Origin of the sequence: Microbispora corallina, from assembly GCF_016863035.1 — a bacterium.
GTDB classification, from domain to species: domain Bacteria; phylum Actinomycetota; class Actinomycetes; order Streptosporangiales; family Streptosporangiaceae; genus Microbispora; species Microbispora corallina.
This window is the reverse complement of the sequence record NZ_BOOC01000003.1, coordinates 263,134-286,308: the sequence shown is the minus strand read 5'-3', so window position 1 is coordinate 286,308 and position 23,175 is coordinate 263,134. Positions and strand designations below refer to the sequence as shown.

General features: G+C 70.7%; 27 protein-coding genes, 1 tRNA gene and 1 pseudogene. 13 read left to right on the top strand and 16 right to left on the bottom strand.

Annotated elements, in window-relative coordinates; genetic code table 11:
* The first annotated feature begins 396 nt into the window (after positions 1-396).
* Both Mco01_RS05410 and Mco01_RS40140 read left to right on the top strand, forming a co-directional pair.
* Positions 397-1,323 (top strand): TIGR03620 family F420-dependent LLM class oxidoreductase, encoded by a 927-nt coding sequence (locus Mco01_RS05410; RefSeq protein WP_239103357.1) that lies wholly within the window; start codon positions 397-399, stop codon positions 1,321-1,323.
* 268 nt (positions 1,324-1,591) lie between these two features.
* A pseudogene (locus Mco01_RS40140) lies at positions 1,592-1,816 on the top strand (replication initiator); the annotation flags it as partial.
* A gap of 1,122 nt (positions 1,817-2,938) precedes the next feature.
* Here the strand turns inward: Mco01_RS40140 and Mco01_RS05400 are convergent.
* Positions 2,939-3,358 (bottom strand): SRPBCC family protein, encoded by a 420-nt coding sequence (locus Mco01_RS05400; protein WP_204055765.1) that lies wholly within the window; start codon positions 3,356-3,358, stop codon positions 2,939-2,941.
* A 39-nt stretch (positions 3,359-3,397) separates the two neighbouring features.
* Positions 3,398-4,324 carry an NADP-dependent oxidoreductase gene (locus Mco01_RS05395; RefSeq protein WP_239103356.1) on the bottom strand — a complete coding sequence of 309 codons (927 nt, stop codon included), beginning with the start codon at positions 4,322-4,324 and terminating at the stop codon, positions 3,398-3,400.
* A gap of 214 nt (positions 4,325-4,538) precedes the next feature.
* Between Mco01_RS05395 and Mco01_RS05390 the strand changes: the two genes are divergently transcribed.
* Positions 4,539-5,210, top strand: a complete 672-nt coding sequence (locus Mco01_RS05390) for a TetR/AcrR family transcriptional regulator (protein ID WP_161484324.1) — start codon at positions 4,539-4,541, stop codon at positions 5,208-5,210.
* An 871-nt stretch (positions 5,211-6,081) separates the two neighbouring features.
* Here the strand turns inward: Mco01_RS05390 and Mco01_RS05385 are convergent.
* Complete coding sequence (locus Mco01_RS05385; protein WP_204055764.1) at positions 6,082-6,540, bottom strand: ArsI/CadI family heavy metal resistance metalloenzyme; 459 nt, start codon at positions 6,538-6,540, stop codon at positions 6,082-6,084.
* A gap of 42 nt (positions 6,541-6,582) precedes the next feature.
* The gene (locus Mco01_RS05380) at positions 6,583-6,759 is read right to left on the bottom strand and encodes a hypothetical protein (RefSeq protein ID WP_204056154.1); all 177 of its coding nucleotides are present in this window, start codon (positions 6,757-6,759) and stop codon (positions 6,583-6,585) included.
* An 84-nt stretch (positions 6,760-6,843) separates the two neighbouring features.
* Here Mco01_RS05380 and Mco01_RS05375 point away from each other — a divergent pair, with 84 nt between their 5' ends.
* The 5 genes from Mco01_RS05375 to arsM all read left to right on the top strand — a co-directional run bounded on the left by Mco01_RS05375 (position 6,844) and on the right by arsM (position 9,607).
* Positions 6,844-7,233, top strand: a complete 390-nt coding sequence (locus tag Mco01_RS05375) for an ArsR/SmtB family transcription factor (protein ID WP_204055763.1) — start codon at positions 6,844-6,846, stop codon at positions 7,231-7,233.
* Complete coding sequence (locus tag Mco01_RS05370; protein ID WP_204055762.1) at positions 7,230-7,976, top strand: aquaporin; 747 nt, start codon at positions 7,230-7,232, stop codon at positions 7,974-7,976. Before Mco01_RS05375 ends, Mco01_RS05370 begins: the two co-directional genes overlap by 4 nt.
* 31 nt (positions 7,977-8,007) lie before the next feature.
* Entirely contained in the window at positions 8,008-8,415 is a 408-nt protein-coding gene (locus Mco01_RS05365; RefSeq protein ID WP_204055761.1) for an arsenate reductase ArsC, read from the top strand.
* 89 nt (positions 8,416-8,504) lie between these two features.
* Entirely contained in the window at positions 8,505-8,843 is a 339-nt protein-coding gene (locus Mco01_RS05360; RefSeq protein WP_204055760.1) for an ArsR/SmtB family transcription factor, read from the top strand.
* A gap of 11 nt (positions 8,844-8,854) precedes the next feature.
* Complete coding sequence (gene arsM / locus Mco01_RS05355) at positions 8,855-9,607, top strand: arsenite methyltransferase (RefSeq protein WP_204055759.1); 753 nt, start codon at positions 8,855-8,857, stop codon at positions 9,605-9,607.
* Between the two features lie 1,100 nt (positions 9,608-10,707).
* On the opposite strand, the gene Mco01_RS40460 is transcribed toward arsM, so the two are convergent.
* Positions 10,708-10,923, bottom strand: a complete 216-nt coding sequence (locus Mco01_RS40460; protein WP_204055758.1) for an Lsr2 family DNA-binding protein — start codon at positions 10,921-10,923, stop codon at positions 10,708-10,710.
* 413 nt (positions 10,924-11,336) lie between these two features.
* Between Mco01_RS40460 and Mco01_RS40135 the strand changes: the two genes are divergently transcribed.
* The 3 genes from Mco01_RS40135 to Mco01_RS05340 are packed head-to-tail and all read left to right on the top strand — an operon-like array spanning position 11,337 to position 13,710.
* Positions 11,337-12,053, top strand: coding sequence for a replication initiator (locus Mco01_RS40135; RefSeq protein WP_344056326.1), 717 nt, complete (start codon positions 11,337-11,339; stop codon positions 12,051-12,053).
* Complete coding sequence (locus Mco01_RS40130) at positions 12,050-12,574, top strand: replication initiator (protein WP_372444795.1); 525 nt, start codon at positions 12,050-12,052, stop codon at positions 12,572-12,574. Before Mco01_RS40135 ends, Mco01_RS40130 begins: the two co-directional genes overlap by 4 nt.
* The gene (locus Mco01_RS05340; RefSeq protein WP_204055757.1) at positions 12,574-13,710 is read left to right on the top strand and encodes a tyrosine-type recombinase/integrase; all 1,137 of its coding nucleotides are present in this window, start codon (positions 12,574-12,576) and stop codon (positions 13,708-13,710) included. The genes Mco01_RS40130 and Mco01_RS05340 overlap by 1 nt, the downstream gene beginning before the upstream one ends.
* A gap of 83 nt (positions 13,711-13,793) precedes the next feature.
* On the opposite strand, the gene Mco01_RS05335 is transcribed toward Mco01_RS05340, so the two are convergent.
* From Mco01_RS05335 to Mco01_RS05305, 7 genes are all read right to left on the bottom strand, one after another.
* Positions 13,794-13,865, bottom strand: a tRNA-Val gene (locus Mco01_RS05335).
* 15 nt (positions 13,866-13,880) lie between these two features.
* Positions 13,881-14,852 carry an ROK family protein gene (locus Mco01_RS05330; protein WP_239103355.1) on the bottom strand — a complete coding sequence of 324 codons (972 nt, stop codon included), beginning with the start codon at positions 14,850-14,852 and terminating at the stop codon, positions 13,881-13,883.
* The gene (locus Mco01_RS05325) at positions 14,849-15,175 is read right to left on the bottom strand and encodes a hypothetical protein (protein WP_204055756.1); all 327 of its coding nucleotides are present in this window, start codon (positions 15,173-15,175) and stop codon (positions 14,849-14,851) included. Before Mco01_RS05325 ends, Mco01_RS05330 begins: the two co-directional genes overlap by 4 nt.
* Before the next feature lie 75 nt (positions 15,176-15,250).
* Entirely contained in the window at positions 15,251-15,706 is a 456-nt protein-coding gene (locus tag Mco01_RS05320; RefSeq protein ID WP_204055755.1) for a peroxiredoxin, read from the bottom strand.
* Positions 15,707-15,779: 73 nt separating this feature from the next.
* Positions 15,780-16,208 (bottom strand): DUF3052 domain-containing protein, encoded by a 429-nt coding sequence (locus Mco01_RS05315; RefSeq protein ID WP_084370137.1) that lies wholly within the window; start codon positions 16,206-16,208, stop codon positions 15,780-15,782.
* A 140-nt stretch (positions 16,209-16,348) separates the two neighbouring features.
* A complete protein-coding gene (locus Mco01_RS05310; RefSeq protein ID WP_204055754.1) occupies positions 16,349-16,756 on the bottom strand; it encodes a YjbQ family protein in 408 nt (135 codons plus the stop codon).
* Positions 16,757-16,765: 9 nt separating this feature from the next.
* The gene (locus Mco01_RS05305) at positions 16,766-16,975 is read right to left on the bottom strand and encodes a DUF1918 domain-containing protein (protein ID WP_036330472.1); all 210 of its coding nucleotides are present in this window, start codon (positions 16,973-16,975) and stop codon (positions 16,766-16,768) included.
* A 115-nt stretch (positions 16,976-17,090) separates the two neighbouring features.
* Here Mco01_RS05305 and Mco01_RS05300 point away from each other — a divergent pair, with 115 nt between their 5' ends.
* Both Mco01_RS05300 and Mco01_RS05295 read left to right on the top strand, forming a co-directional pair.
* On the top strand, positions 17,091-18,668 hold the full coding sequence (locus tag Mco01_RS05300) for a HAMP domain-containing sensor histidine kinase (protein ID WP_204055753.1): 1,578 nt from the start codon (positions 17,091-17,093) through the stop codon (positions 18,666-18,668).
* The gene (locus Mco01_RS05295; RefSeq protein WP_204055752.1) at positions 18,665-19,324 is read left to right on the top strand and encodes a response regulator; all 660 of its coding nucleotides are present in this window, start codon (positions 18,665-18,667) and stop codon (positions 19,322-19,324) included. Before Mco01_RS05300 ends, Mco01_RS05295 begins: the two co-directional genes overlap by 4 nt.
* 69 nt (positions 19,325-19,393) lie before the next feature.
* Here Mco01_RS05295 and Mco01_RS05290 read toward each other — a convergent pair whose 3' ends face one another.
* The 4 genes from Mco01_RS05290 to Mco01_RS05275 are packed head-to-tail and all read right to left on the bottom strand — an operon-like array spanning position 19,394 to position 23,156.
* Positions 19,394-20,770, bottom strand: a complete 1,377-nt coding sequence (locus Mco01_RS05290; protein ID WP_239103354.1) for an ABC transporter permease — start codon at positions 20,768-20,770, stop codon at positions 19,394-19,396.
* 4 nt (positions 20,771-20,774) lie between these two features.
* On the bottom strand, positions 20,775-21,488 hold the full coding sequence (locus Mco01_RS05285) for an ABC transporter ATP-binding protein (protein WP_204055751.1): 714 nt from the start codon (positions 21,486-21,488) through the stop codon (positions 20,775-20,777).
* A complete protein-coding gene (locus Mco01_RS05280) occupies positions 21,485-22,603 on the bottom strand; it encodes a peptidoglycan-binding protein (RefSeq protein WP_204055750.1) in 1,119 nt (372 codons plus the stop codon). The genes Mco01_RS05285 and Mco01_RS05280 overlap by 4 nt, the downstream gene beginning before the upstream one ends.
* Positions 22,596-23,156 (bottom strand): hypothetical protein, encoded by a 561-nt coding sequence (locus Mco01_RS05275; RefSeq protein WP_204055749.1) that lies wholly within the window; start codon positions 23,154-23,156, stop codon positions 22,596-22,598. Before Mco01_RS05275 ends, Mco01_RS05280 begins: the two co-directional genes overlap by 8 nt.
* Between the last annotated feature and the right edge of the window lie 19 nt (positions 23,157-23,175).

The following is a 23,175-nucleotide window of genomic DNA, read 5'->3' as shown; positions in this document are numbered from 1 at the left end:
GCTTGTAATGAGCCATGATCGCCCCGGCGGTACGCCGACCTGCAGGCCGACCTGGGACGCCGCTCCCCCGCCGGCCGTCAGGGAGCTTAAGATCCAGGACAGGCCTTTGCCGTCTCGTGGGTTCCACTTCAAGGACCTCTCGCCGCCCTCGGGGCGAATCAGCGATCGCGCGGACGAACCGCCGGATTCGGGGAAATCGGAGTAACCCGGAGCGGACGCGGCGGTGAGCCCCGACACGGGAACCGGTCGCGGGGAGATGCCGAGGCCACCGGCGCGTGCGATGCGATGCTGAGGCTGCGATGCTCGCCGGCGCAGCCGTCCGGCCCGCGGGGGCGACGTTCCTGGCTAACCGCCCCCTTCGCCCGATCTCGCGTAACAAGACAAGGAGCGTCCTAGATGGCCGAGCGCATGCGACCGCCCGCCGTGGAACGGGCCGAGCTGAGGCGCCGCCTCGGCCGGACGGGGGCGTGGCTGTTCTCACTGTCGAGAACGGCGACCGCGGACGAGGCCAGAACGGCTGCGGCGGACATCGAGCAGCTTGGATACCCGGCGCTCTGGGTGGGCGAGTCCCCGGACGGGCGGGAGGCGTTCACGAACGCGGCGCTCCTGCTGTCGGCCACCGAGCGGCTGCACGTGGCGACGGGCATCGCGAACATCTACGGCCGGGACGCGGTGGCCGCGGCCAACGGCGCCGCGACCTTGGCGGAGGCGTGGGGGTACCGATTCGTGCTCGGCCTCGGTGTGAGCCACAAGCCGCTGGTCGCCCCTCGTGGCCACGAATACTCCGCGCCGCTGCCGTTCATGCGGGACTATCTCGACGGGATGGACCGGGCGTCGTTCGGCGTGCCGCTGGCGGAGAGGCCACCCCGGGTGTTGGCGGCGCTGCGCCGCCGGATGCTCGAACTGGCGGCGCAGCACGCCCAGGGGGCGCACACGTACTTCGTGCCGCCCGAGCACACTGCGAAGGCGCGCGAGATCCTCGGCCAGGACCCGGTTCTCGTCCCGGAGCAGGCCGTGGTGGTCGAGAGCGACGCCGGCCGCGCCCGGGAGATCGCCCGCGAGTACGCCGCCTTCTACCTCTCCCTGCCCAACTACGTGAACAACCTCCGCGAGCTGGGCTTCTCCGACACCGACGTCGACGGCGGGGGAAGCGACCGGCTCATCGACGCGATAGTGGCCCGGGGCGAGCCGGAGGCGATCGCCGAGCGGGTACGCGCCCACCACGACGCGGGGGCCGATCACGTGTGCGTCCAGCCACTGGCCGACTCGGTCGGCACGCAGATCGAGCACCTGCGGCTGATGGCCCCCGCCCTCCTGGGGTGACGGCGGACCGCGGCGACTCCCGGGCGGGAGCGCGGCAAGCAGAGCGGGCGGAACGGGCAGAATCCTCTGACCCCGCCGGACCCGACGGGCCTGGAGGCGTGGATACGCCAGGTTCTCGGCCTGGCCGGCGCCCGGCCTCCGCGTTCGCCCCGCCCCTGCCGCACACTCCGTCCGCCGGTCCGGTCCACCCGGGGGACACGGGCCACCCGGGGGACACGGGCCACCCGGGGGACACGGACGGCCGGCCAGGCGCGGCCTGGGACGCGCTGCCTTCTCCAGGCTCGTCAACCGTTTCGTGCAGAACCTTCGCCGGGTGGCGGGCTACGACGTGCAGTACTTCGCCACCGTCGAGCCACAGAAGCGGCTCGCCCCGCCCCTGCACATGGCGATCCGCGGCACGCTGCCCCGTGCGGAGCTGCGGCAGATCTCCGGCGCTGCGTCAGCACCTCGACCAGTTCACCAGCCAGAGCCGACCGCGCTCGTCTTCACCGGTGCGAACAGCGGGATTCTGCGGCGTAGCAACTTCCGTCGCGCGGTCAAGTGGAGCGAGACCACGCGGAAGCTCGGCGTCCCCGGGCTCCACTTCCACGATCTTCGCCACACCGGGAACTCGATCGCGGCCAGCGCCGGCGCATCGCTCCGGGACCTTACGGCGCGGATGGGAGATGACAGCGTGCACGCCGCGATGATCTACCAGCACCGCACGGTGGAGGCAGACCACAAGATCGCCGACGTCATGAACGGCAAGATCACACAAGTCCTGCCGACCGAGGCGAGTGGTCACTGAGCAAGATCGATTGCGTTCCCTAACGGCACGTTAATGGCACGAGCCCCGTTTCCCAAGTGGGAGGCGGGGCTCTTTTCGCTGGTGGGCGGTACTGGGTTCGAACCAGTGACCCCTCGCTTGTAAATCAACCCAGGAAGGGGCGGGACCAGCACCGACACCCGCCCTGACCTGGGTGTACGGTCCACCGTTGTCCAACGCTGTCCGGACTCGTCCGTGGTGATTGTCACTCGGATAGTCACTCAGTCGGCGCCTAGTGCGTTCGTAGGTCACTCCGGGGGTAGCTCCGCGTTAGCTGTGCTCCGACGCCTTGTTGACCCCTTCGGTGTGAAGCAACCGGAAGATGCATTTGCTCAGGGGACATAGCGCCGGTCACCTGCGCGAACATCCGTGACAGTCCGCCAACGTTCAGGGCCGTCCGCCGCGGCTGTCACCCACTTCGTCACTCAGCCTCTCGCGCTCGTCGATGGTGAAGGTTGCTGCCATGGTTCAACCTGCAGCCTGATGACCTGGCGTTGGTCATCTCGATGGCTCTCGGCGTTTCGACGTTGATCACGATGTCATGTGCCCTCGTTGTGCTCTTCAGTTACCGGCACGTGTCGGTGAACTCCGCTCGAGCAGAGTTCATCGTCACCACGGCCGCCCGGAACCTGGGAGAAGCGGTGCATGAGACGCCCACCGCACTTGCCCCTGTTTCCGCTGGTCGGTCCTGCTTGGCGGGTCGGCAGCAGCTGCGTCCTGGCCGTGGTGCGCTGAACGGCGCCGCGGGGTGCACCGGCAACCCGCGGCCCGCATATCCGGCGCGGAAGGGCCCGCGGTGTGATCGGTGGCTCAGGCGGAGAGCGCCTTGTGCAGCGTTTCGAGTCCGTCGCGGAAGGCCGCGGTGAACACTTCCACGAGTTCGGCCTCGGCCGCTTCACCGTCGGAGGCGAACCGGACGCTCCACACGACCTCCGTGGCGCCGTGGTCGCCGGGCACCTCGTACACCCGGACGTTCGAGAGGTAACCCTCTACCGGGAAGGGTGCCTCGACGATGGAGTAGGTGTAGTAGCGCGCCGCATGGTTGAACTCCTCCATGCGCTCGACGACCACCGCGCCGTCGGGGTTGACCAGCCGGCGGACCATGCCTCCTTGGAGGGGGGTGCTCTGGATGGAGGGCATCCAGTCGGGCAGGGCGTGAAACCCGCCGACGAGCTCCCAGGCGCGCTCGGGGTCGGCCGGGACGACCCGGCTGACGGATACCGTTGCCATGTGATTCTCCTGCTCTCGTGCTGACGTGCTGTGTGGTGGTCAGAAGACGAGGACGGGGCGTCCTCGTACTCCGCCGACTTCGATGAGTGCGTGGGCTTCCTTGGCTTGCTCAGCAGCGAAGGTGGCGGCGACGCGTAGCGTCAGGACACCCGACTCCGCCTGTTCGCACAGTTCGGTCAGCGCGCTGGTGTCGTCCATGTCCGTGGTGACGTTCACGATGCGCCAACGCACTCCGCGGTCGGTCGTGCTGTCGGCCCACGACGACGACCCCGCAAGCGGACGCAACCCGGCGGCCACACCCCCGTCGCGCACCACGGTGGCGGCAGCCCCGGTCAACTGCGCCGTGTCGATCAGACCGTCCACTCCGTCCGGCCGCAGCCGCCGGACGGCGTCTGCGAAGTCGTCCCCGCGCGGCACCACGTGGTCGGCGCCCAGAGCGATGACGAGGTCGCGGTCCCGTGCGGCCGCGTCGGCGATCACCGTCAGTCCCGCGGCCTTGGCCAGCTGCACCGCGTACCCGCCGACCGTTCCGGCCGCGCCGATCACCGCCACCGTCGCGCCCGGCGCGACCTCCAGCAGCTTCAGGGCCTGCCGCGCGGACAGTCCGCTCATCAGCAAGGTCGACGCCGCTGTCAGCTCGACACCCCGCGGTGCCCGCACCACCGACTCCGCCGGTGCCACCACGTACTCCGCCTGCGCCCCGAGCGTCAGGATCGGAACCACCAGTGCCAGGGCATCGGTCCCGACAGCCAGCTCCGCGCGCACACCATCGCCGACCTCGTCGATCACCCCCGCGGCATCCCACCCGATGACGTACGCATCTGACTGCGGGAACGAGCCGGGGCTGAGCTTGTTCACGTAGCCGGACCGGGAGACGACGTCCGCCGAGTTGACGTCCGCCGCGGCCACCTTGATCCGCACCTGTCCCGGGCCGGCGTGCGGCTCCGGCAGCTCCAGGACCCGCATCACCTCCGGGCCTCCGAACTCCGTGAACCCAACAGCTCGCACAGCGGTACCCCCAAATAGATTGATGCATCCTTCAACCCGAGACAAGACCGTTCCGGGTTTGGCTCGGCCACGCTAGCACTCGATTCAACCCGAGACAAGACCGTTCCGAGTGGGGTCGAACCTCCGCTAGACTCTCGAAGCACGGTCCGCGGAGCGGAAGAGGAGTTCTTGAGTGGACAAGGCCGACGCCACCTGGCGACGTCCGCCCGGCAGCTCGGGACCCGCGCAGGACCCGGAACGCGACGACCGGATCCTGCACGCCGCGATCGAGCTTCTGGGCGAAGGCGGATTCCCCGCTCTCACCATGGACAAGGCCGCAGCCCGGGCCGGGGTGGGCAAAGCAACCGTCTACCGTCGCTGGAAGTCCCGCCTGGAGCTCGCTGCGAACGCTCTGGAGCATGCCTCGCTGGCTGACACCCACCGGGCGATCACCATCGGCCCAGGCCGGCTCCGCCAAGAACTCGTCGAGACTTTGATGCAGGTCACGCAGTGCAGCAACAGGCAGCACAGCGAGCTCGTGACCACTCTGCTCGACATGGCCAGGCAGCATCCACGACTTTTCGCGCTCATGCGTGAGCGTTATGTCGACTCCATGCATCGGGAGGTGGTGAAAGTGCTCGCCCACGCGTTCGAGCGCGGCGACATCCCCCCTCTACCGCTCCTCGAGAAGCCGGACGGCAAACCCGCGGTCGAGATATCGGCCGCAGTCGCGTTGCTGATCCACTGGCAAACCGTCCGAGGAGATGAAGAAATCACCGAAGAACACGTTTGCTCGATCGTTGACGGGATCCTGCTGCCACTCGCTTCCAGGCCGGTCACGGCGACTTGCAACAGCGGTCAATGACCGGTTTCCAGGAACGCTGACGACCTCGAGGCGGCGGTCCTCGACCTTCGACATGCGAGGCACGGGGGCTCCCTCACGCTTCGTAGCACCTCGATAGTCGCACCGCAACCGGCTGGGCGCTGTCAAAACTCAGCAACACATCCCAGCGCTCTACGCGACGCTGTCACAGCTGACCTACAAACGCTGTCGCAACTCACGTACAGAGCCACCCGCCGAACCCACCCCCGCGATCACAGGAAAACGCACCTTTCCCAGCGCGTCCATCAATTCGCCACATCCCTGCCACCCGCTCCCGCCCGGCGACCGTCCGGGCACGAGCGGCATAGCGCGCCTGTCTGGGTGAACCGAGCTTGACCCCCAGGAAGTGGGGTAGGCGTTTTTGCAGCTCAAAGCCCTTCAGGTAGCCAGGCACGACGTTGGGTGACGTGCGGGATGTTGCGCTGCGTGCACAACGTGTGGTCCCCGGATGGTCCCCAGTCCCCCAATACGTCTTGGCCTGTAGGCCCGGGTTCTTCTCGTGGTGGTCCTCTGACCTGCGATGGATCTCCGAAACCTGGTTTGAGATGGGATTTTGTGTTCCAGCAGTTGCCAACGGTTTCGGAGATCTTTCGCGTTCCGGCGGAACAGAGACGGAACAGACTGTGTCTGTGTGGCCATACAAGATCACTGCACGCCGTCAGACGTTGTAGTAGAGCTCGAACTCTCTCCTGCCACTTCTCCACCTGGGCGTATGGCATGGAGTAGTGCTTTGACCTGGCAATACGGCTCTCAACGTCTCCTGGCTTCCGACGTTTTACGGCCTCGGGCGGAAGCAGAACGAAACTGAGGCACGCGGCGCCCAGAGGGGTTTTCTAGTCAGCTCTCCTGTTGATCAGCAACAGGTGGACTTGCTCGCGGTTACTGTCTCCTCCGCCGCGTCGTCGCTGGCGCAGCACGCGGAGTCGGTCTCCTTGGTGAGGACGTCGGCGTCGGCCTTGACCACGTACACCTCCCACGGCTCGCTGCCGGGGCCATGCACCCAGACCTTGTCCTGGAGGGCGTAGCAGCAGGTGGTGTCGTTCTCCTCGAAGGTCGCCAGGCCGGCGTGCTTCAGTCGCTCGGTGGCGGCGGTGACCTGGGCGGTCTCCTCGACCTCGACGCCGAGGTGGTCCATCCGGGTCTCCTCGCCCTCCTCACCCTCCAGGAGGACGAGCTTGAGCGGGGGCTCGGCGATCGCGAAGTTGGCGTAGCCGGGCCGCCGCTTGGCCGGCTCGACGCCGAACAGCTTGGAGTAGAACGCGACCGAGCCTTCCAGATCGGCGACGCGCAGGGCGAGCTGGACACGGGACATGGTTCCTCCTGGTGGTTGAGCGGGCTGATGGGTGGGCGAGGGTCAGATACGGCCGAGGCCGACCGCGAGGGCAGCGGTGCGGGCGCGGTCGAGGTGGGCGTCGCTGCGGCAGGTGGCGTCGCAGACTTCGCCGGTGGCCTCGTTGAAGGTCACCAGAGCACGCACCCGACGCGGACGACTGGTGCCGGTGCGGATCAGGGCCGAGAGCAGATGGGCCATCACAGCCTCCTGATTAGATGTTTGTCTAAGTAGCGCGCTGGGCTCAGCTTGCACCGCGACATAGATCTCTGTCAAATTAGAGGCATGTCGAAGCAAGAGCTGCCGATCATCGACGCGGGTGTGGACGTCTCCGGCCCGGCCTGCTGCGCGCCGCTGGTCTGCGAGCCGCTGTCCGACAGCGAGGCCGTCGAGCTGGCCCCGCTGTTCAAGGCGATCGCCGACCCCGTACGGCTGCGCCTGCTGTCCCTGATCGCCTGCCACGAGGGCGGCGAGGCGTGCGTGTGCGACCTGACCGGCGCCTTCGACCTGACCCCGCCGACCATCAGCCACCACCTCAAGGTGCTCAGGCAGGCCGGGCTCATCGACTCCGAACGCCGGGGCACCTGGGTCTACTACTGGATCAACCCGGGTGTGCTGGCCCGCATGTCCGCCCTGATCGGCCCGGCCTCCGCCGCCCTGGCCGGCACCGCATGACACCGGGCCCTGCCCGGCGGGCTTTCGCCGAGTTCCTCGGCACCGGCCTGCTGGTCGCCGTGGTGATCGGGTCGGGCGTCATGGCCGTGCGTCTATCGCCGGATGTCGGGGTGCAACTGCTCGCCAACAGCGCCGCCACCGCGGCCGCGTTGCCGGTCATCATCACCCTGGTCGGACCGGCGTCCGGGGCCCACCTCAACCCCGTCGTCTCCCTGGCCGACTGGCTGCTCGGCCGCCGCGACCGGACCGGGCTCACCGCCCGCGAGGTCGTCGCCTACCTGGCCGCCCAGGTCGCCGGAGGCATCGCCGGGGCGGTGTTGGCCAACCTCATGTTCGCCCTGCCCCCCGTGACCGCCTCCACTCACGACCGGTCCGGCCTGCCCTTGTGGCTGGGCGAGGTCGTCGCCACCGCCGGCCTCGTCGCCCTTATCATCGCCCTGGCCCGGCAAGGCCGCGCGCATCTGGCCCCGCCGCTCGTCGGTGCCTACATCGGCGCCGCGTACTGGTTCACCAGCTCCACCAGCTTCGCCAACCCCGCGGTGACCATCGCTCGCGGCTTCTCCGACACCTTCGCAGGGATCGCCCCCGACTCCGTCCCCGCCTTCGTCGCCGCGCAGCTGCTCGGCGCGCTCGTGGGCGTGGCCCTCGCCGTCACCCTGTACCCCACGTCGGGTCGCCCGGCTGCCGCCGATGCCCGTCAGGACGACCGTGACCATGACGTCGTCGTGCCGCATTCGCCCTGACCCCTACTGCTGAGCCTGTCAAGGAGCCCCTGTGTCCGACATCCCCGAGGTGCTGTTCGTCTGCGTGCACAACGCCGGACGCTCCCAGATGGCCGCCGCCCTGCTCGACCATCACGCCGCCGGCCGCGTCCGGGTCCGCTCGGCTGGATCAGCCCCCGCCGACACGATCAACCCCGCCGTCGTCGCCGTCATGGACGAGCTCGGCCTCGATCTGACCAAGGAGTTCCCCAAGCCGCTGACGACCGAGGCCGTCCAGGCCGCCGACGTCGTCATCACTATGGGATGCGGGGACGCCTGCCCCGTCTTCCCCGGCAAGCGCTACCTCGACTGGCAGCTCGACGACCCCGCCGGCAAGCCTGTCGACCAGGTCCGGCCCATCCGCGACGAGATCGACCGCCGCGTCCGCGACCTTCTCGCCGAACTCGTCCCCGCTCACTAGAACGACCCCATCTCAGACCGGCCCGGCGTCCGCTGGGCCGGTTTGTCGTTCTTCCACTACAGCTCTTCATCGTCTATCGTCGATTAACGATGAACATGGAATCGGGACCGCTCGACCGGGCCACCGCCGCCGAGTACGCCAGTTGGTTCAAGGCCCTGGCCGACGCCACGCGCATCCAGATCGTGACGCTGCTCGCCCGAGCCCGGACGCCGATGGCGGTCAAGGACATCGTGGACGCCGTCGAGGTCGGCCAGTCGACCGTCTCGGCTCACCTGAAGGTGCTGGCCGAGGTGAGGTTCGTCCTGGTCGAGCATCGCGGCACCACAAGTCTCTACCGGATCAACGACGCCTGCGTGGCGTGCTTTCCCACCGCCGCCGACGTCGTCATGGGGCGCCCCGTCCCTGACACACCGCCCCCGTCTTGCTGAACGGAGACGCCATGTCCGAGCACACCGAATCGAGCGTCGAGCAGATCAGAGCGGGCGTCGTCACCCGCTACGGCGAACTGGCCAAAGCAGCCCAGGCAGGCCAACAGGTCATCGACAGCGAGCCGCAGGAGTTCACCGACGGCTGCTTCGGCGCGGCCGGCTACGACGACACCACCGGCTTGCCCGAAGGAGCCCTCCGGGCAAGCCTGGGATGCGGAAACCCCGTCGCCGTCGCCGATCTCCAGCCCGGCGAGACCGTGCTCGACCTGGGATCGGGCGGAGGCATCGACGTCCTGCTCTCCGCCCGCAGAGTCGGCCCGGCCGGCAAGGCGTACGGCCTGGACGCCACACCCGAAATGATCGAACTGGCCAAGGCCAACGCCACCGAGGCCGGAGCGACCAACGTCGAGTTCCTCCACGGGCACATCGAGGACATCCCCCTCCCCGACGCCAGCGTGAACGTCGTCATCTCCAACTGCGTGATCAACCTGTCCGCCGACAAACCCCGCGTGCTCGCCGAGGCCTTCCGCGTCCTCAAGCCCGGTGGCAGGTTCGGCGTCTCCGACGTCATTGCCGACGACGGACTCGACCCCACGCGGCGAGCCGAGGCCGAGCGCCTCGTCGGCTGCTCCGTCGGCACCCTCACCGAAACCGAGTACCGCGCCCTGCTAGCAGGGGTCGGATTCACCACGTACACGATCACTCGCACCCATGCCGCGACTGGTGGCCTGCACTCCGCGATCGTTCAGGCGATGAAGCCGTAGTCCTCGCAATGCCTCGGCAGACCCCTCTCATCCCCTTTAGGGCCTTCTACTGCCCCGGTCAGCAGGAGGTGCAGCAGCTGCGACTCTTCCAATGCAGCCAGCTCATGCGCGAAGGGGCACGCTAGGCCGGCACTAACGACACGCCCGTCCATCCCGTGTGCCGTCGACCCCACCGCGGAGCGGCAGCGGGCCGGCGACGGAGGTGCAAGCCCGGCTTGACGTGTCCCTGAGCCTGGGCACCTTCCACGGTCATTGGATGCCAACGGTCACGGCCGGGCTTGCGGCGGAGGAGGCGGGCTGCTGGGCTTGCCTGGGGTCGATGGCGGGCGGGATGGCTCCCACACCAGCCACCCCGCCACCCGCACATGTGTTCGAGGCCATCCCGGAGCCGGAGCGCCCCCCGCCGGAGGCGCCACCCCGCGCCGAGCGGCAACTTCGAGGCATAGTCACTCAGATAGTCACTCAGGCCGTACAGACAACATCGCCTAGAGTGAGTTTTCGCAGGTGGGCGGTACTGGGTTCGAACCAGTGACCCCTCGCTTGTAAGGAGCCAAGATCGCTCTCGGCGGTACGCTGACCTGCGGGCCGACCTGGGACACCGCTCCCCCGCCGACCATCTTCGAGCTGCCCTAATGGCACGCTAATGGCACAGCGATCATGCCTCTTGTCGCAGCTCGCGACCTCTTCTGATCACGACTTGTCGGCCACCTCTCCACCGTCTAATGGCACGCTAATGGCACGACGATCAAGGGGTGTGCCGCGAGGTGCAGACCTGCACGCTTCTCCCCTGCCTGATCTTCCCGTCTGCCTCGACCCACCGCGAAGCGGCAGCGGGCCGGCGACGGAAGGTCAAGCCCGTCCTCGCGTGTACCTCAACCCGCCGCCGTTCCTCGATCACCAGATGTCAACGGTCACGGACGGGCTTGAGCTGGAGGAGTCGGGCTGCTGGGCTCTGCCTGGGTCGGGGCAGGCGGGACGATCAGGCCCACCTCAGCCACTACGGACCCGGCTCGTGACCGTCGCGATCACCCCGGAGCTGAGGCCCCCGCCGGAGGCGATTCTGTGCGAGTCGAAGCAGACGCCCACCACTGCTCGCGTGCTTATCCCTCGGATCCTTGTTCGTGTTCCTTCGAGGGTGCCTCGTTCTCGTCCTTTTCCTTCGGATGGGCGGCGTAGTAGGCGTCAAGGAGCGTAGAACTCACTCGGCCACGCGCGCTGATTAGGTGACCGTAGCCATTGGCCTCGGCCCATTCCCGTATAGACGGAGCGGGCACACGCCTAATGAGCCACGAAGCGGGAGACTCTGAATCCGACATGCACGCACCCTACTTCGGACCGTGAGTAACACCTAGCCGCTTGCGACGACGGAGTGGTGCGGCGCAGCGACACGGCGAGCGCGGCGCTCTGGTCGGCGAAGGCGTTACGTACGGCGTAGCGCGCGTTCGGCGGCGGCCCGAGTCGCTGCCGTCCGGGACCGGCCCCCAGGCCGCACGCCCGGACGGCGGGCGGGCGACGGGCCGCTATGCGGCGGCGCGGCGCGCCGCCGCCTTGACGGGCTGCGCTGCTCCTGCTGCGGCGTGCTCAACGTGCTCTGGCTCGACCCCGTGCGCGGCCTGGTCGAGTGCCACGAATGCGGCGCCAAGGCTCGCGTCCTTGGTGACGAGCCCGACCCCCTCGGGGGTGACTGGTGACCAACCCGCACGACCGCTCCACACCCCGCGCCGTGCGAATGGCGCAACCCCTCGCCCGCGAGGTCGTCGAAGAGATCGCCAAGCAGTACGGGGTGTGTATCCGGCCGGTGCCGCTCCGGCGGCAAGACATCCTCACCGGACAGGTTGAGGTCATCGACGTCCCCTGCGGGGCGACGCTGGACAGCAGGTGCCCGCCGTGCGCCAAGCGGAACCGGCAGTTGCGGCGGGCGCAGTGCCGGGAGGGCTGGCACCTCGAATCCGAGCCCGTGAACACCCCCGACGAGGCGGACGATTATCAGCGTCACCTCGTCGAGCTGCGTGCCGACGCCCAGGCGTGGCGGGATGAGGTGGAAAAGGCCGGCGGCGACACGACCGACCTGGACGCCGCGATCGAGGACCTGGACGAGGAGATCAACCGTGCGGGCATGCGTGGCAACGTCCTTGGCCGCACCTCCGGCAAGCGGTCCCGCTCGACGAAGCGGCGGCAAGATGCCCCGGATCTGCCCAAGCGGCAGATGACCAGGGCCACGCTCGGGCGGACCTTCACCGGGTTGGACGGCAAGGTCTACCGGCCGTCGATGTTCGTCACGCTGACCCTGCCGTCGTACGGGCGGGTGCTAGAGGGTGCGCCCCTGGACCCGGACCGGTACGACTACGCGCGGGCGGCCCGCGACGCCCTGCACTTCTCCAAGCTGGTCGATCGGTTCGTCCAGAACCTTCGCCCCTCGCCGGGACCCCGGACGCCGACCAACTGATTCAGTACCTCTCCAAGTACCTGACCAAGAGCCTTGGCGACGCCCTCGGCACCGACGACCCACGCCGCAAGGCACACGCCGAACGCCTGCTCAATGCTCTGCGCTTCGAGCCGTGCTCGCCGACCTGCCCGAACTGGCTGCGGTACGGCGTGCAGCCCAAGAACGCCCGCGCCGGTATGGTGCCGGGCCGGTGCAAGGGTAAGGCGCACAAGCCCGATCACCTCGGCTACGCGGGCCGACGCGTGCTCGTCTCGCGGAAGTGGTCGAACAAGACCCTGACCGAGCACAAGCAGGACCGGCGCACCTGGGTCCTGGAAGCCCTCGGCCTCCCGGACGAGCCGGTCGACCCCCACCGCTACATCTGGCGACCGGTCAAGCCCGGTGATCCCGAACTGGCCCCGATCGGCGTACGGCTGCTCCGTTCGGTCCACGAACGCCAGCGCTGGCGCAACCACATCAACCAACTCCAGGCGCTCGGGGACGGGCCGAATCTTTCGGCAACAGAAGCGAGGGCGGCCTGATGGCGAACAAGGCAGGTCACCGCCGCTTCGGGAGCATCCGCAAGCTGCCGTCCGGGCGTTTCCAGATTCGCTATCCGGGACCGGACGGCAAGCTGCGCAGCGGAGAGACGACGTACGCACGGGAACGCGATGCCGAGCGGGCGCTGTCGCTGCTCGAAGCGAAGATGGTCACCGGGGACTGGACGGACCCTCAACGGTCCAAGGTCAAGCTCGGCGACTACGCGGCCAAGTGGATCAGTGAGCGGACGGAGCTGCGGCCCCGGACGGTCGAGATCTACAGCGGGCTTCTCCGGCGGCACGTCGCCCCGTATTTCGGCAGTGTCCCCCTCGGGAAGATCAATACCGAGATGGTCCGCGAATGGCGGGCGAGTCTGGCGAGCAACGGCGTCGGGGCAACGGAGATCGCAAAGGCGTACCGGTTCCTGCGGGCCGTGCTCATGACCGCGACGGACGATCAGCTCATCCCGCGCAACCCCTGCCGCATTCGCGGTGCCGGGGAGGAGAAGTCGGAAGAGCGGCCGGTCCTCACGGTGGCCCAGGTCTTCCAGCTCGCCGACCTGGTGCCGATACGGCTGCGCTCGTTGATCCTGCTGGCGACCTTCGCGAGTCTGCGGTGGGGCGAGGTCGCGGCGCTGCGTCGGATGGACCTGGACCTGAACGCCGGGACCGTCAGCGTTCGGCAACAGCACGTCGAGCTGGACACGGGCGAACTCCTCGTCGGGCCGCCCAAATCCCGTGCCGGTCTGCGGACGGTGGCGATCCCAGAGGCGATCATTCCGGCGCTGCGTCAGCACCTCGACCAGTTCACCGAGTCCGAACCGACCGCGCTCGTCTTCACCGGGGCGAACGGCGGGATTCTGCGGCGTAGCAACTTCCGTCGCGCGGTCAAGTGGAGCGAGACCACGCGGAAGCTCGGCGTTCCCGGGCTCCACTTCCACGATCTTCGCCACACCGGGAACACGATCGCGGCGAGTGCCGGCGCTTCCCTCCGCGACCTGATGGCACGCATGGGCCATGACAGCGTACGCGCCGCGATGATCTATCAGCACCGCACAGCGGAAGCAGACCACAAGATCGCTGACGTCATGAACGGCAAGATCACACAGGTCCTACCGACCGAGGCGAGTGGTCACTGAACAAGATCGATTGCGGCCGCTAATGGCACGTTAATGGCACGAGCCCCGTTTTCCCTGATGGGAGACGGGGCTCTTTTCGCAGGTGGGCGGTACTGGGTTCGAACCAGTGACCCCTCGCTTGTAAGGCGAGTGCTCTACCGCTGAGCTAACCGCCCGGACGGGACTACACCTTACGGCACCTCGCCGCCTCTCAGCACATCGAGCGACCAGTCGCGGCCCACGTCGTGGGCGCCCACCGCCTGCCAGCCGAGCAGGGCCGCGCCGAGCATCCCGGCCTGGACGCCGAGGGCGGCCGGGCACAGCGGCGGGGGGTCGCGGAAGGTCAGCCGGGCGGCCAGGCGTTCGCGGAGGGGGTCGAACAGCGCCGGGCCGGCCTCCGACAGGCCGCCGCCGATGACGATCAGCGAGGGGTCCATGGTCAGGACGTACGACGCCAGGGAGATGGCGAGGGCCTCGACGGCCTCCCCGAACACCTCCTGGGCCGCCGGATCGCCGGAGGCGGCGAGGCCGACGACGTCCTTGGCGGTGGCCGCCCGGCCCGTACGGGTCTCGTAGCGGCGGCCGATCGCGGAGGCCGAGGCGTAGGTCTCCAGGCAGCCGATCTGCCCGCACGCGCACTTCTCCCCCGCCGGCCACACAGCCGCGTGGCCGATCTCGCCGCCCCAGCCGTTGGCCCCGCCGTACGGCTCGCCGCGCAGGACCACGGCGCCCGCGATGCCTGTGCCGATGGGCAGGAAGAGGAAGTCGTCCACGTCCTTGCCGGCCCCGAAAACGCTCTCCGCCAGCCCGCCGGTGCGGACGTCGTGGCCGAGGCGGGCGGGCAGGCCGGGGGGCACGAAGGCCGCGGCCGGGACCTGGCGCCAGCCGATGTTGGCCGAGTACATGGCGGTCGTCGAGGTCACGATGCCCGGGACGGCCAGGCCGACGGCGACGGGCGGGCCGCCGAACAGGGAGCTGCCCAGGTCGGCGAGCTCCCCGGCGTAGGCGCGGACGGCGTCGACGACGGCCTCCGGGCCGTTCTCGCGGCCGGTGGGGCGGCCGTCGAGGGCGGTGACCCGTCCCTCGCGGGTGACGAGCCCGCCCTTCATGGCGGTGCCGCCCACATCGAGGCCGACGACGTACTCCGGCACGGACGCCGTCACGAGCGGCCGAGCACGCGGTTGAGGGCGGCCTCGACCTCGGCGGCCAGGCCGGGCGGGCCGGCCGGGACGAGGGAGTCGGCCGAGATCAGCGAGTCGCGGGACCGGGCGAGCCGGACGGATCCGCAGGAACGGCACTCGACCTCGCCGAGACGGCAGATCAGCGCGATCGAGCCGCAGGTGGCGCACGTGTCGAGATCGAGGTCGTGCTCACGCTGGCAGTCCGGGCAGACCAGGACCTGCGCCTCGCGGCGCACCCCGCGCTTCCAGGGGCTCACGCCTCGTACGGGGTCGGTCTGCCGGGCCCCGCATCGGTAGCAGGGCATGGTGGGCCTCCAAGTGCGGTTCGGGAAAGGTGCAGACGGAGATATGTCAATGCCCACGTGGGGGCGGTCAAACGATCAGAGGTCGGCCAGCGCCTTCCGGTACTCGCCGACGTCCCGCGCGGACCCCGCGGGGTTGACGACCTTCCAGCGCACGACGCCCTCGCCGTCGAGGATGAAGGTGCCCCTACGGGCGAGGCCCCGCTCCTCGTCCAGGACACCGTACGCCCGGGCGACCTCGCCGTGGGGCCAGAAGTCGGACAGCAGTGGGAACGGGAACCCCTCCTGGTCGGCCCAGGCGCGCTGGCTGTACATCGAGTCGACGGACACGGCGAGCACCTCGACGTCCTCGGGCGCGGCCGGGACGAGCTCGTCGCGGAGGGCGGCCAGCTCCCCGTGGCAGACCGGGCTGAACGACAGCGGGTAGAAGACGAGCACGACCCTGCGGCCCCGGAGGTCGGCGAGCCTGACGGGAGCGCCGTGCTGGTCCTTCAGGGTGAAGTCCGGCGCGATCTGTCCGACCTCTACCGCCATGAGCAGTCCTTCCAGCTGATCCGCCCATCATCCTGCCGTACGGCACGGCGGGGCCGTACGGCAGGGCGGTACCTCAGCGGCGGGCCTTGGGGGCGACCAGGCGGGTGCCCGACCAGTCCCTGGCGGCGCTCACGCTGCTCGTCTGCGACAGCCCGGCGGTCGCCGCGTCCTCGCCGATGTCGCTGGGCTCGACGTGACCGTCACGCCCCGCCTTGGGCGTCAGCAGCCAGATCTGGCCGCCGTCGGCGAGAGCGGTCATCGCGTCGCTGAGAGCGTCGAAGAGGTCCCCGTCCCCGTCGCGCCACCACAGGAGCACCACGTCGACGACGTCGTCGTAGTCCTCGTCCACCAGCTCGTTGCCGGTCAGCTCCTCGATGGACTGGCGCAGCGCCTCGTCGCAGTCCTCGTCCCAGCCGACCTCCTGCACCACCTGACCGGCCTTGAGGCCGAGTCGTTCGGCCAGGCCGCGCTCGTCCTGCGCCTGACCCGCGGTCGCGCTCACGTTCATCCCTCCTGCTTGGGGTGACCCCGCCCATGTCTGCGGTTGTCCGGCTCATCGAGAGCCATGCTTCGGCACAGTCCACACGCTGTGACCCGCCGTCGTCAACGGTCGCCACGGGGCCTGACCCGCACCGTTATCTGCTAATCGGACAAAAAGGACAAACGAACCCGCCTGTCCGGGTTGTCGACGTTCACATCGATCACGGCGACCGACTGCCAGGTCCCGAGGGCGAGCCTGCCGCCCAGTACGGGAACCGTCGCGTACGGCGGAATGAACGCGGGCATGACATGCGACCTTCCGTGCCCCCGGGAGCCGTGCGCATGCCTCCACCTGTCGTCGGCCGGCAGGAGGTCGCCGAGAGCGGCCAGCAGATCCTCGTCGCTCCCGGAGCCCAGCTCCAGCAACGCCACCCCCGCCGTCGCGTGCGGCACGAACACGTGCAGCAGGCCGTCTCCCCCGCATTCGCGGGCGAACTCCGCGCACTCGCGCGTGATGTCGTGCACTCGCTCCGCGGAACCGGTGTGCACCCTGATCTCCGTCGACTTCACCCCGTGATATTACGATCCGGCCCGGGCCGCGCCACTGTGAGCTGGGACGACGACCGCATCCGGCCCCGGGAAGACCAGAGCCTCGTGCCCGTCGTCGAAGCGGACCATGAACGGCGGACCGCCGCCGGGGCCGCGCACCTCGATGATCTCGCCCTGCCGCTCGTGTTCGCCCACCACGGCGCCGTGCACCACGAGCCGGTCGCCAACCGCTGCCTGCATCTCGGTCCCTCCTCTCTCTCCAGAGCCTGGTACGGCTATCGCCACCTGGAAAGAGGAGAAACCTCTCCCTCCACAGAGGGAGGGACAACCCATACCAAAACGTTACGCTGCGCGAATGGGGCTCAGAGGGCGGATGGCGGCCTCCTACGTCATGGTCACCGCGGCCGCCGTCCTGGCCGTCGAGGCCGTGCTCCTCGGCGTGTACGTGCCGTCGCTGGTGAGCGGCACCGACCTCCAGGCGCGGCTGCAGGACCAGGCGAACCGGGACGCCAAGGTGCTCAGCCTGACGATCACCAAGCTGAGGGTCGACTATCCGGAGGTTCCCGCCGCCAGGCTGCTCTTCATGGCGATGAAGGCGTCGAACGAGGACACCTCCCTCGGCGGAACGCCCCGGGACTACAAGAAGGGCGTCGAGATCGTCCCCACGGACGGAATGGTCGCCGACCGGCCGGTGGAGGTGCTCGTCGACGGCGCCGGCCAGGTGCTCGGCAGCTCCGCGCAGGGCACCTACTCACCCGGCTCGGCGGTCCGCGTGCCCCCCGGAGGCGGCGGGGGCAAAGGCCTCACGCCGGCGGGCGAGGCCGTGTGGTGGGCCAGCCCCGTCCTCATCCCGGCGAGCATCCCTCCGAGCCCGCCGTCCGTCGAAACGAACGGGAGTATTAAGGGCACCTCGCTCGTCACCGCGGGATACGTGTACGTGCAGGCGCCGCCGGGGTACGGCGGCGACTTCTCCTTCTCGTCCGTCTATCCCATGGTCCTTCCGGGGGCTCTCGCCCTCAGCCTGGTGCTGCCGGTCGGGCTGCTGTTCGGCCTGCTGAGCACGCGGCGGCTGATCGGCCGGGTGCGGCGGCTGGCCGCGGTGACCGGCGCGGTCTCCCGGGGTGACTTCCGGCCGCGGGTGCCGGTCACGCCGGGGGACGAGGTGGGCCTTCTGGAGGAGGCGTTCAACCTGATGACCGAGCGGCTGCGCGGCGCGGTGGCCGCCGAGCGGCTGGCGGCCGAGGCGGACGCCCGGCACGCGGAGCGGGCGAGGATCGCCGGGGAGCTGCACGACTCCATCTCCCAGGACCTGTTCTCGCTCAGCCTGCTGGCCGCCGGGATGCGACGGGCCGCCCCGGAGGCCCTGCGCCCGCAGGCCGAGGCGATGGAGCGCACGGCCGCCCGGGCGATGCGGGAGATGCAGGCCCTGCTGCTGGAGCTGCGTCCGGTGGCTCTGGAGGACGCCGGGCTCGTGCCCGCCCTCGACGAGCTGTGCCGCGCGTACGAGGCCCGCCTCGGGATCCGGGTGACGTCCTCACTGGAGGAGGTGAGCCTCCCGCCGGCCGCCGAGCACGCCGTGCTCCGGCTCGTGCAGGAGTCGCTCGGCAACGCGATCAAGCACGCCGAGCCGGAGTCGGTGGACGTGCGGCTGCGGGTGCGCGACGGCGGTGTCCTGGTGGAGGTCGGCGACGACGGCGCCGGCTTCGACCCGGCGTCGGCCGCCTCCCGCCACGGGATGGGCCTGCGCCTCATGAGCGAGCGGGTCCGCCAGCTGGGCGGCGTCCTGGAGCTGACGAGCGAGCCGGGACGCGGCACGACCGTGTCCGCGCGGCTGCCGCTCCCCGCCTCCGGGAGGCCGCCCGCCGCGACCGCGCCGCCACCGGTCGCCGCCCTGCCGGAACGGCTCTCGGACGACGGACGGGAGATGCCATGATCCGGGTGCTGATCGTGGACGATCACGAGGTCGTCCGGCACGGCCTGCGGTTCGTGCTCGACCAGGAGGACGGGATCGAGGTCGTGGGCGAGTGCGCCGCGGGCGAGCGGGCGCTGGCCGTGATCCCGGCCCTGCGGCCCGACGTGGTGCTGCTCGACATGGTGATGCCCGGCCTGGACGGCCTGGGTGTGCTGCGCAGGCTCGCCGGGACGCCGGAGGCGGACCGCCCGGCGGTGATCGTGCTGACCTCGTTCCTGGAGGACGAGCGGGTGGTGGAGGCGGTGCGCCTGGGGGCGCTGTCGTACCTGCCCAAGACGACCGCCGTCGACCGCGTGGTGGACGCCGTCCGGGCCGCCGCCGAAGGCGGCAGCGTGCTGGAGCCCGGCGTCGCCGCCCTGCTGGTCGAACGCGTACGGCGGGGCGGAGCCCGGCGGCCCCTCGACCTGCTCACCCCGCGCGAGCGGGACGTGCTGGCCCAGCTCGCTCGGGGCCGGTCGAACTCGGAGATCGGCCGTTCGCTCGGCATGGGCAGGGAGACGGTGAAGACCCACGTGTCGAGCATCCTGGCGAAGCTCGGCCTGGCCGACCGCACGCAGGCCGCGATCTTCGGCCTCCAGCAGGGCCTCGTCCCGCTCGACGAGGCCCTGGACGGCTGAGACGCCCCTGGCAGGCTTCGGCCGTAGTGACTCTGCCGACCGGTCAGGGACCCTGGGAATCACGGGCCGTCAGACGGTGCGCAGGGCGTCCGTCGGGGCGAGGGCGGCGGCGCGGAGGGCCGGGTAGAGGCCCGCGAGCGCGCCGACCGCGAGGGCCACGGCCGGGCCGCCCCACAGTGCCTCCGGCGGGATCAGCAGGTCCCAGCCCCGAGAGGCGGACAGGCCGGCCGTGACGAGGCACCCGATGGCCACCCCGCCTGCGCCTCCGATCGCGGCCAGCACGAGCGACTCGGTCAGAAACTGGCCGGCCACGTGCCGCCGGGTGGCGCCCAGCGACCGGCGCAGGCCGATCTCCCCCCGGCGTTCGAGCACCGAGATGACCATGATGTTGCCGATGCCGATCCCGCCCACGAGCAGGGCGATGGCCCCCAGGCCGAGGAACAGCGCGGCCCCCGACTGGGCGACGGCGAGCCGGGCCGTCAGCGCGTCCGAGGGCCGGTTCACCTCGGCCTGCTCCGGGTTGGCCGGGTCGGTCGTCAGCGCGAGCAGGCCCGCCACCTGCTCGACCCGGTCCTGGGCCACCCGGACGTACAGGCGGCTCGGATGCCCGTCGTACCCGAGCAGCCGGGCGGCGACGGGGAACCCCACCAGCGCCGACCGGTCGATCTCCGGGGCCAGGGGCAGCGGGTCGAGGATCCCGGCAACGGAGAACCAGTGGCCGCCGAGCCAGACGCGGACGTCCGGGCCGGTCCCGGTGATCCCGAGCGTCCGGGCGGCCTCGTAGCCGAGCACGGTGACCGGGTAGCCGGCGGTGGCCGCGTCGAGGAACCTGCCCCGCCGCACCCGTCCGTCCAGCGCCGCCGGCAGGGACGGGTCGCAGGCGCGGACGGCCAGGCCGCCCGTCTGGCCGGAGGGCACCCGCGCGTTGCGGTAGACGTTGCGCGCGGCGAGCTGGGTGGTCGGGGCGACGTGCAGCACGCCCGTCATCCGGCGGATCATCCGCGCCGCGTCCACCGGAAGGGTCGCCTCCGCGCCCCCCAGGTCCCTGCCGTTCACGACGGTGAGCAGGTTGGTGCCGAGCCGGTCGATCTGCGCGAGCAGCGCCGACTGGCTCGACCTCGTCACGCCGAGCACGGCCACGATCGCCGCGATGCCGATCGCGATGCCGAGAGCCGACAGGACGGCCCGGGTCCGCCGGGTGCGCACCCCGAGCGTGCCGGTCGCCAGCAGATCGGCCGCCCGCAGCCGCGGCAGCGGCGCCTTGCGGCCGTCCGGCTGCTCATGCGACTCGCCCGGCCCCGCGCCCCCACCAATCGGCATCCGGGGCCCGCCCGGCTGCGCACGCGGCCCGCCCGGCCCCGCGTCCCGCCCGCCCGGCAGCGGATCGCGTCCGCGCGGCCCGGCTCCCGGGTCCTGTTCGTCCCGGCCGCCCTGATGCTCGTCCATGTCGTCACTCCCGCCCGTCGTTGCGGTCACCGTTGTGCTCCCGGGCCACCACGCGGCCGTCGCGCAGGACGATCCGGCGGCGGCACGCGGCGGCCACGCCGGCGTCGTGGGTGACGATCACGAGGGTCGCCCCCTGGTCGTTCAGCTCGCGCAGCAGCGCGACGATCTCGGCGCCGGTGGCCGAGTCGAGGTTGCCGGTGGGCTCGTCGGCGAAGAGGATCGACGGCCGTCCCACCAGCGCCCGCGCGATCGCCACCCGCTGGCGCTCTCCACCGGACAGCCGGGCGGCCCGATGTCCCCCGCGGTGGCCGAGCCCGACCCGGTCGAGCGCCTCGACGGCGAGCCGGCGCCGCCGCCGGGCCGGCTCGCCCCGGTAGAGCAGCCCGGTGGCGACGTTCTCCAGCGCGGTGAGGGCGTCCAGCAGGAAGAACTGCTGGAACACCACGCCGACGTGATGGGCCCGCAGCCCGGCCAGCCTCCGGTCCGGCAGCCCCTCCACCGCGTGCCCGGCCAGCCGTACGGACCCGGACGTGGGCCGGTCGAGCGCGGCCATCAGGTGGAGCAGGGTGGACTTGCCCGACCCGGACGGCCCGAGAACGGCCACCATGTCGCCCTCCGCGACCGACAGCGAGATGCCCCGCACCGGCTCGACGGGCGGCTCGCCGGGGTAGACCTTGCGGACCTCGTCGAGCACGAGGACCCCCGACGGGACGCTCATCCCTCGGGCACCTCCACCCGGGCTCCCTCGGCGACGCCGGTCACCTCGACGACCCCCGAGACCTCGTCGAACAGGCCCGTCTCCACCGGAACCTCCGTGCGGTGGCCGCCCGCGCCGACGGTGACGACGGAGAAGGCGCCGCCGGGCCGGGCGAGGAGCGCCACGATCGGCACCGCGAGCACGTCGCGGTGGCGTTCCGTGGTGATCGCCACCTGGACCATGGCCTGGTCGAGCACCCGGGGCTGCTTTCCGGTGAGGTGGACGGTGATCGGGACGTACGACTGCTGCTGTTGCTCGTCCGGCCCCTGGCTCGCCTGGGCGACGTCGCTGACCTCGGACACCCGGCCCCGCCGCTCGCGCCCGTCCGGGAGCGTGACCGTGACGCGGTCGCCCTTCCGTATGCCGGGGGCCATGCTGGGGTCGAGCCGGACCGACACGACCGGCGTCTCACCCGTCCCGTGGAGGACCGGGCCGCCGATCGCCGCGCCCAGCGCGGCGTCGTACGCGGTCACGCGCAGCGGCCCGGGCAGGAAGACGACCTGCCCGAGGGACAGCGAGCCGGTGACCGGCAGCCTCAGGTGGTGCTGCCACCGGCGGACCGCGTAGTACGTCCCCAGGTCGTAGTGGGAGTCGACGGTGAAGCCGGTGTAGCCGAGGGCCCTCAGGTTGCGTTCGAGCTGGCGGACGTCCGGGCCGTCGGTCATGCCGAGCGCGAACGGCCGCCACGCGGGGCGGGGACCGTACAGGAGGGGGACCTTCCTGCCGTCGGCCTCGTAGACCGCCCGGCCCCGGCGGACCACCGACCCGGGCGCGGGCAGCCGGGTCAGCCGGCCGCCCGTCCCCTGGACGGTGAACGCGCCGTCGTACGTCAGGGTGCCGTTGATCTGGACGCTCTGGGTGACGTCGGTCCGCTCGACGGCGGCCGTTCCCGTCGGGACGGCGGGCACGGCGGCGCCCTGCGCGTCCCCGGACGACGAGGCGGAGGCCGGGGTCCGCCCGGCCCGCCTGATCCCGTCGGCCACGGCCAGGCCGCCGCCCGCCAGCGCGAGCACGGCGGCGCCCGCGAGCACCGCCCGGCCGGGCCGCCCCCCGCGCCGCTCGGCGCGCTCAGCCATGGTTCCCCCCAGGCGGAACGATCTGGATGCGACCCTTGGGCATGGACTGCCGGCAGGCCTGCAACTGGGTCAGGATCGCCCTCTTGTCGGTCAGCCGCTGCGGCAGCAGGAACCTGCCGTCGGCCGAGGGGTCGGGCCAGTCGGCCAGGCCGTGTCCGCGCATGCACCGGGCGAACTGCCGGAGCTCGGCCATGTCGGCCGCCGTGAGGGCGGGGGTCTTCCCGGCGTCCTGCGGCAGGCGGTCGATGATCGTCTTGCACCCCCTTATGGCGCTCTGCGGCGGCTTGTCGGCGCCGGGGAAGTCGACCCGGCCGGTGGCCGAGTCGACGACCGGATCGGGGAAGCCGGGGACGCCGTGCGCGCGGATGCAGCGGGCCAGCTCCCGGTAGACGCCGAACGACGGGGAGGCGGACGGGCTCGCCGAGGCCGCGGGCGGGCCGGCGCCCGCGCCCTGGCACCCCGCGACCAGCGCCGCCGCCAGGGCGAACGCGGACGCCCGGGCCAGCGCCCCCGGCCGAGCGAACGCCGTCAGATGCCGGAATCGCCTACTCATGACCATCCTTTCCGAGGGA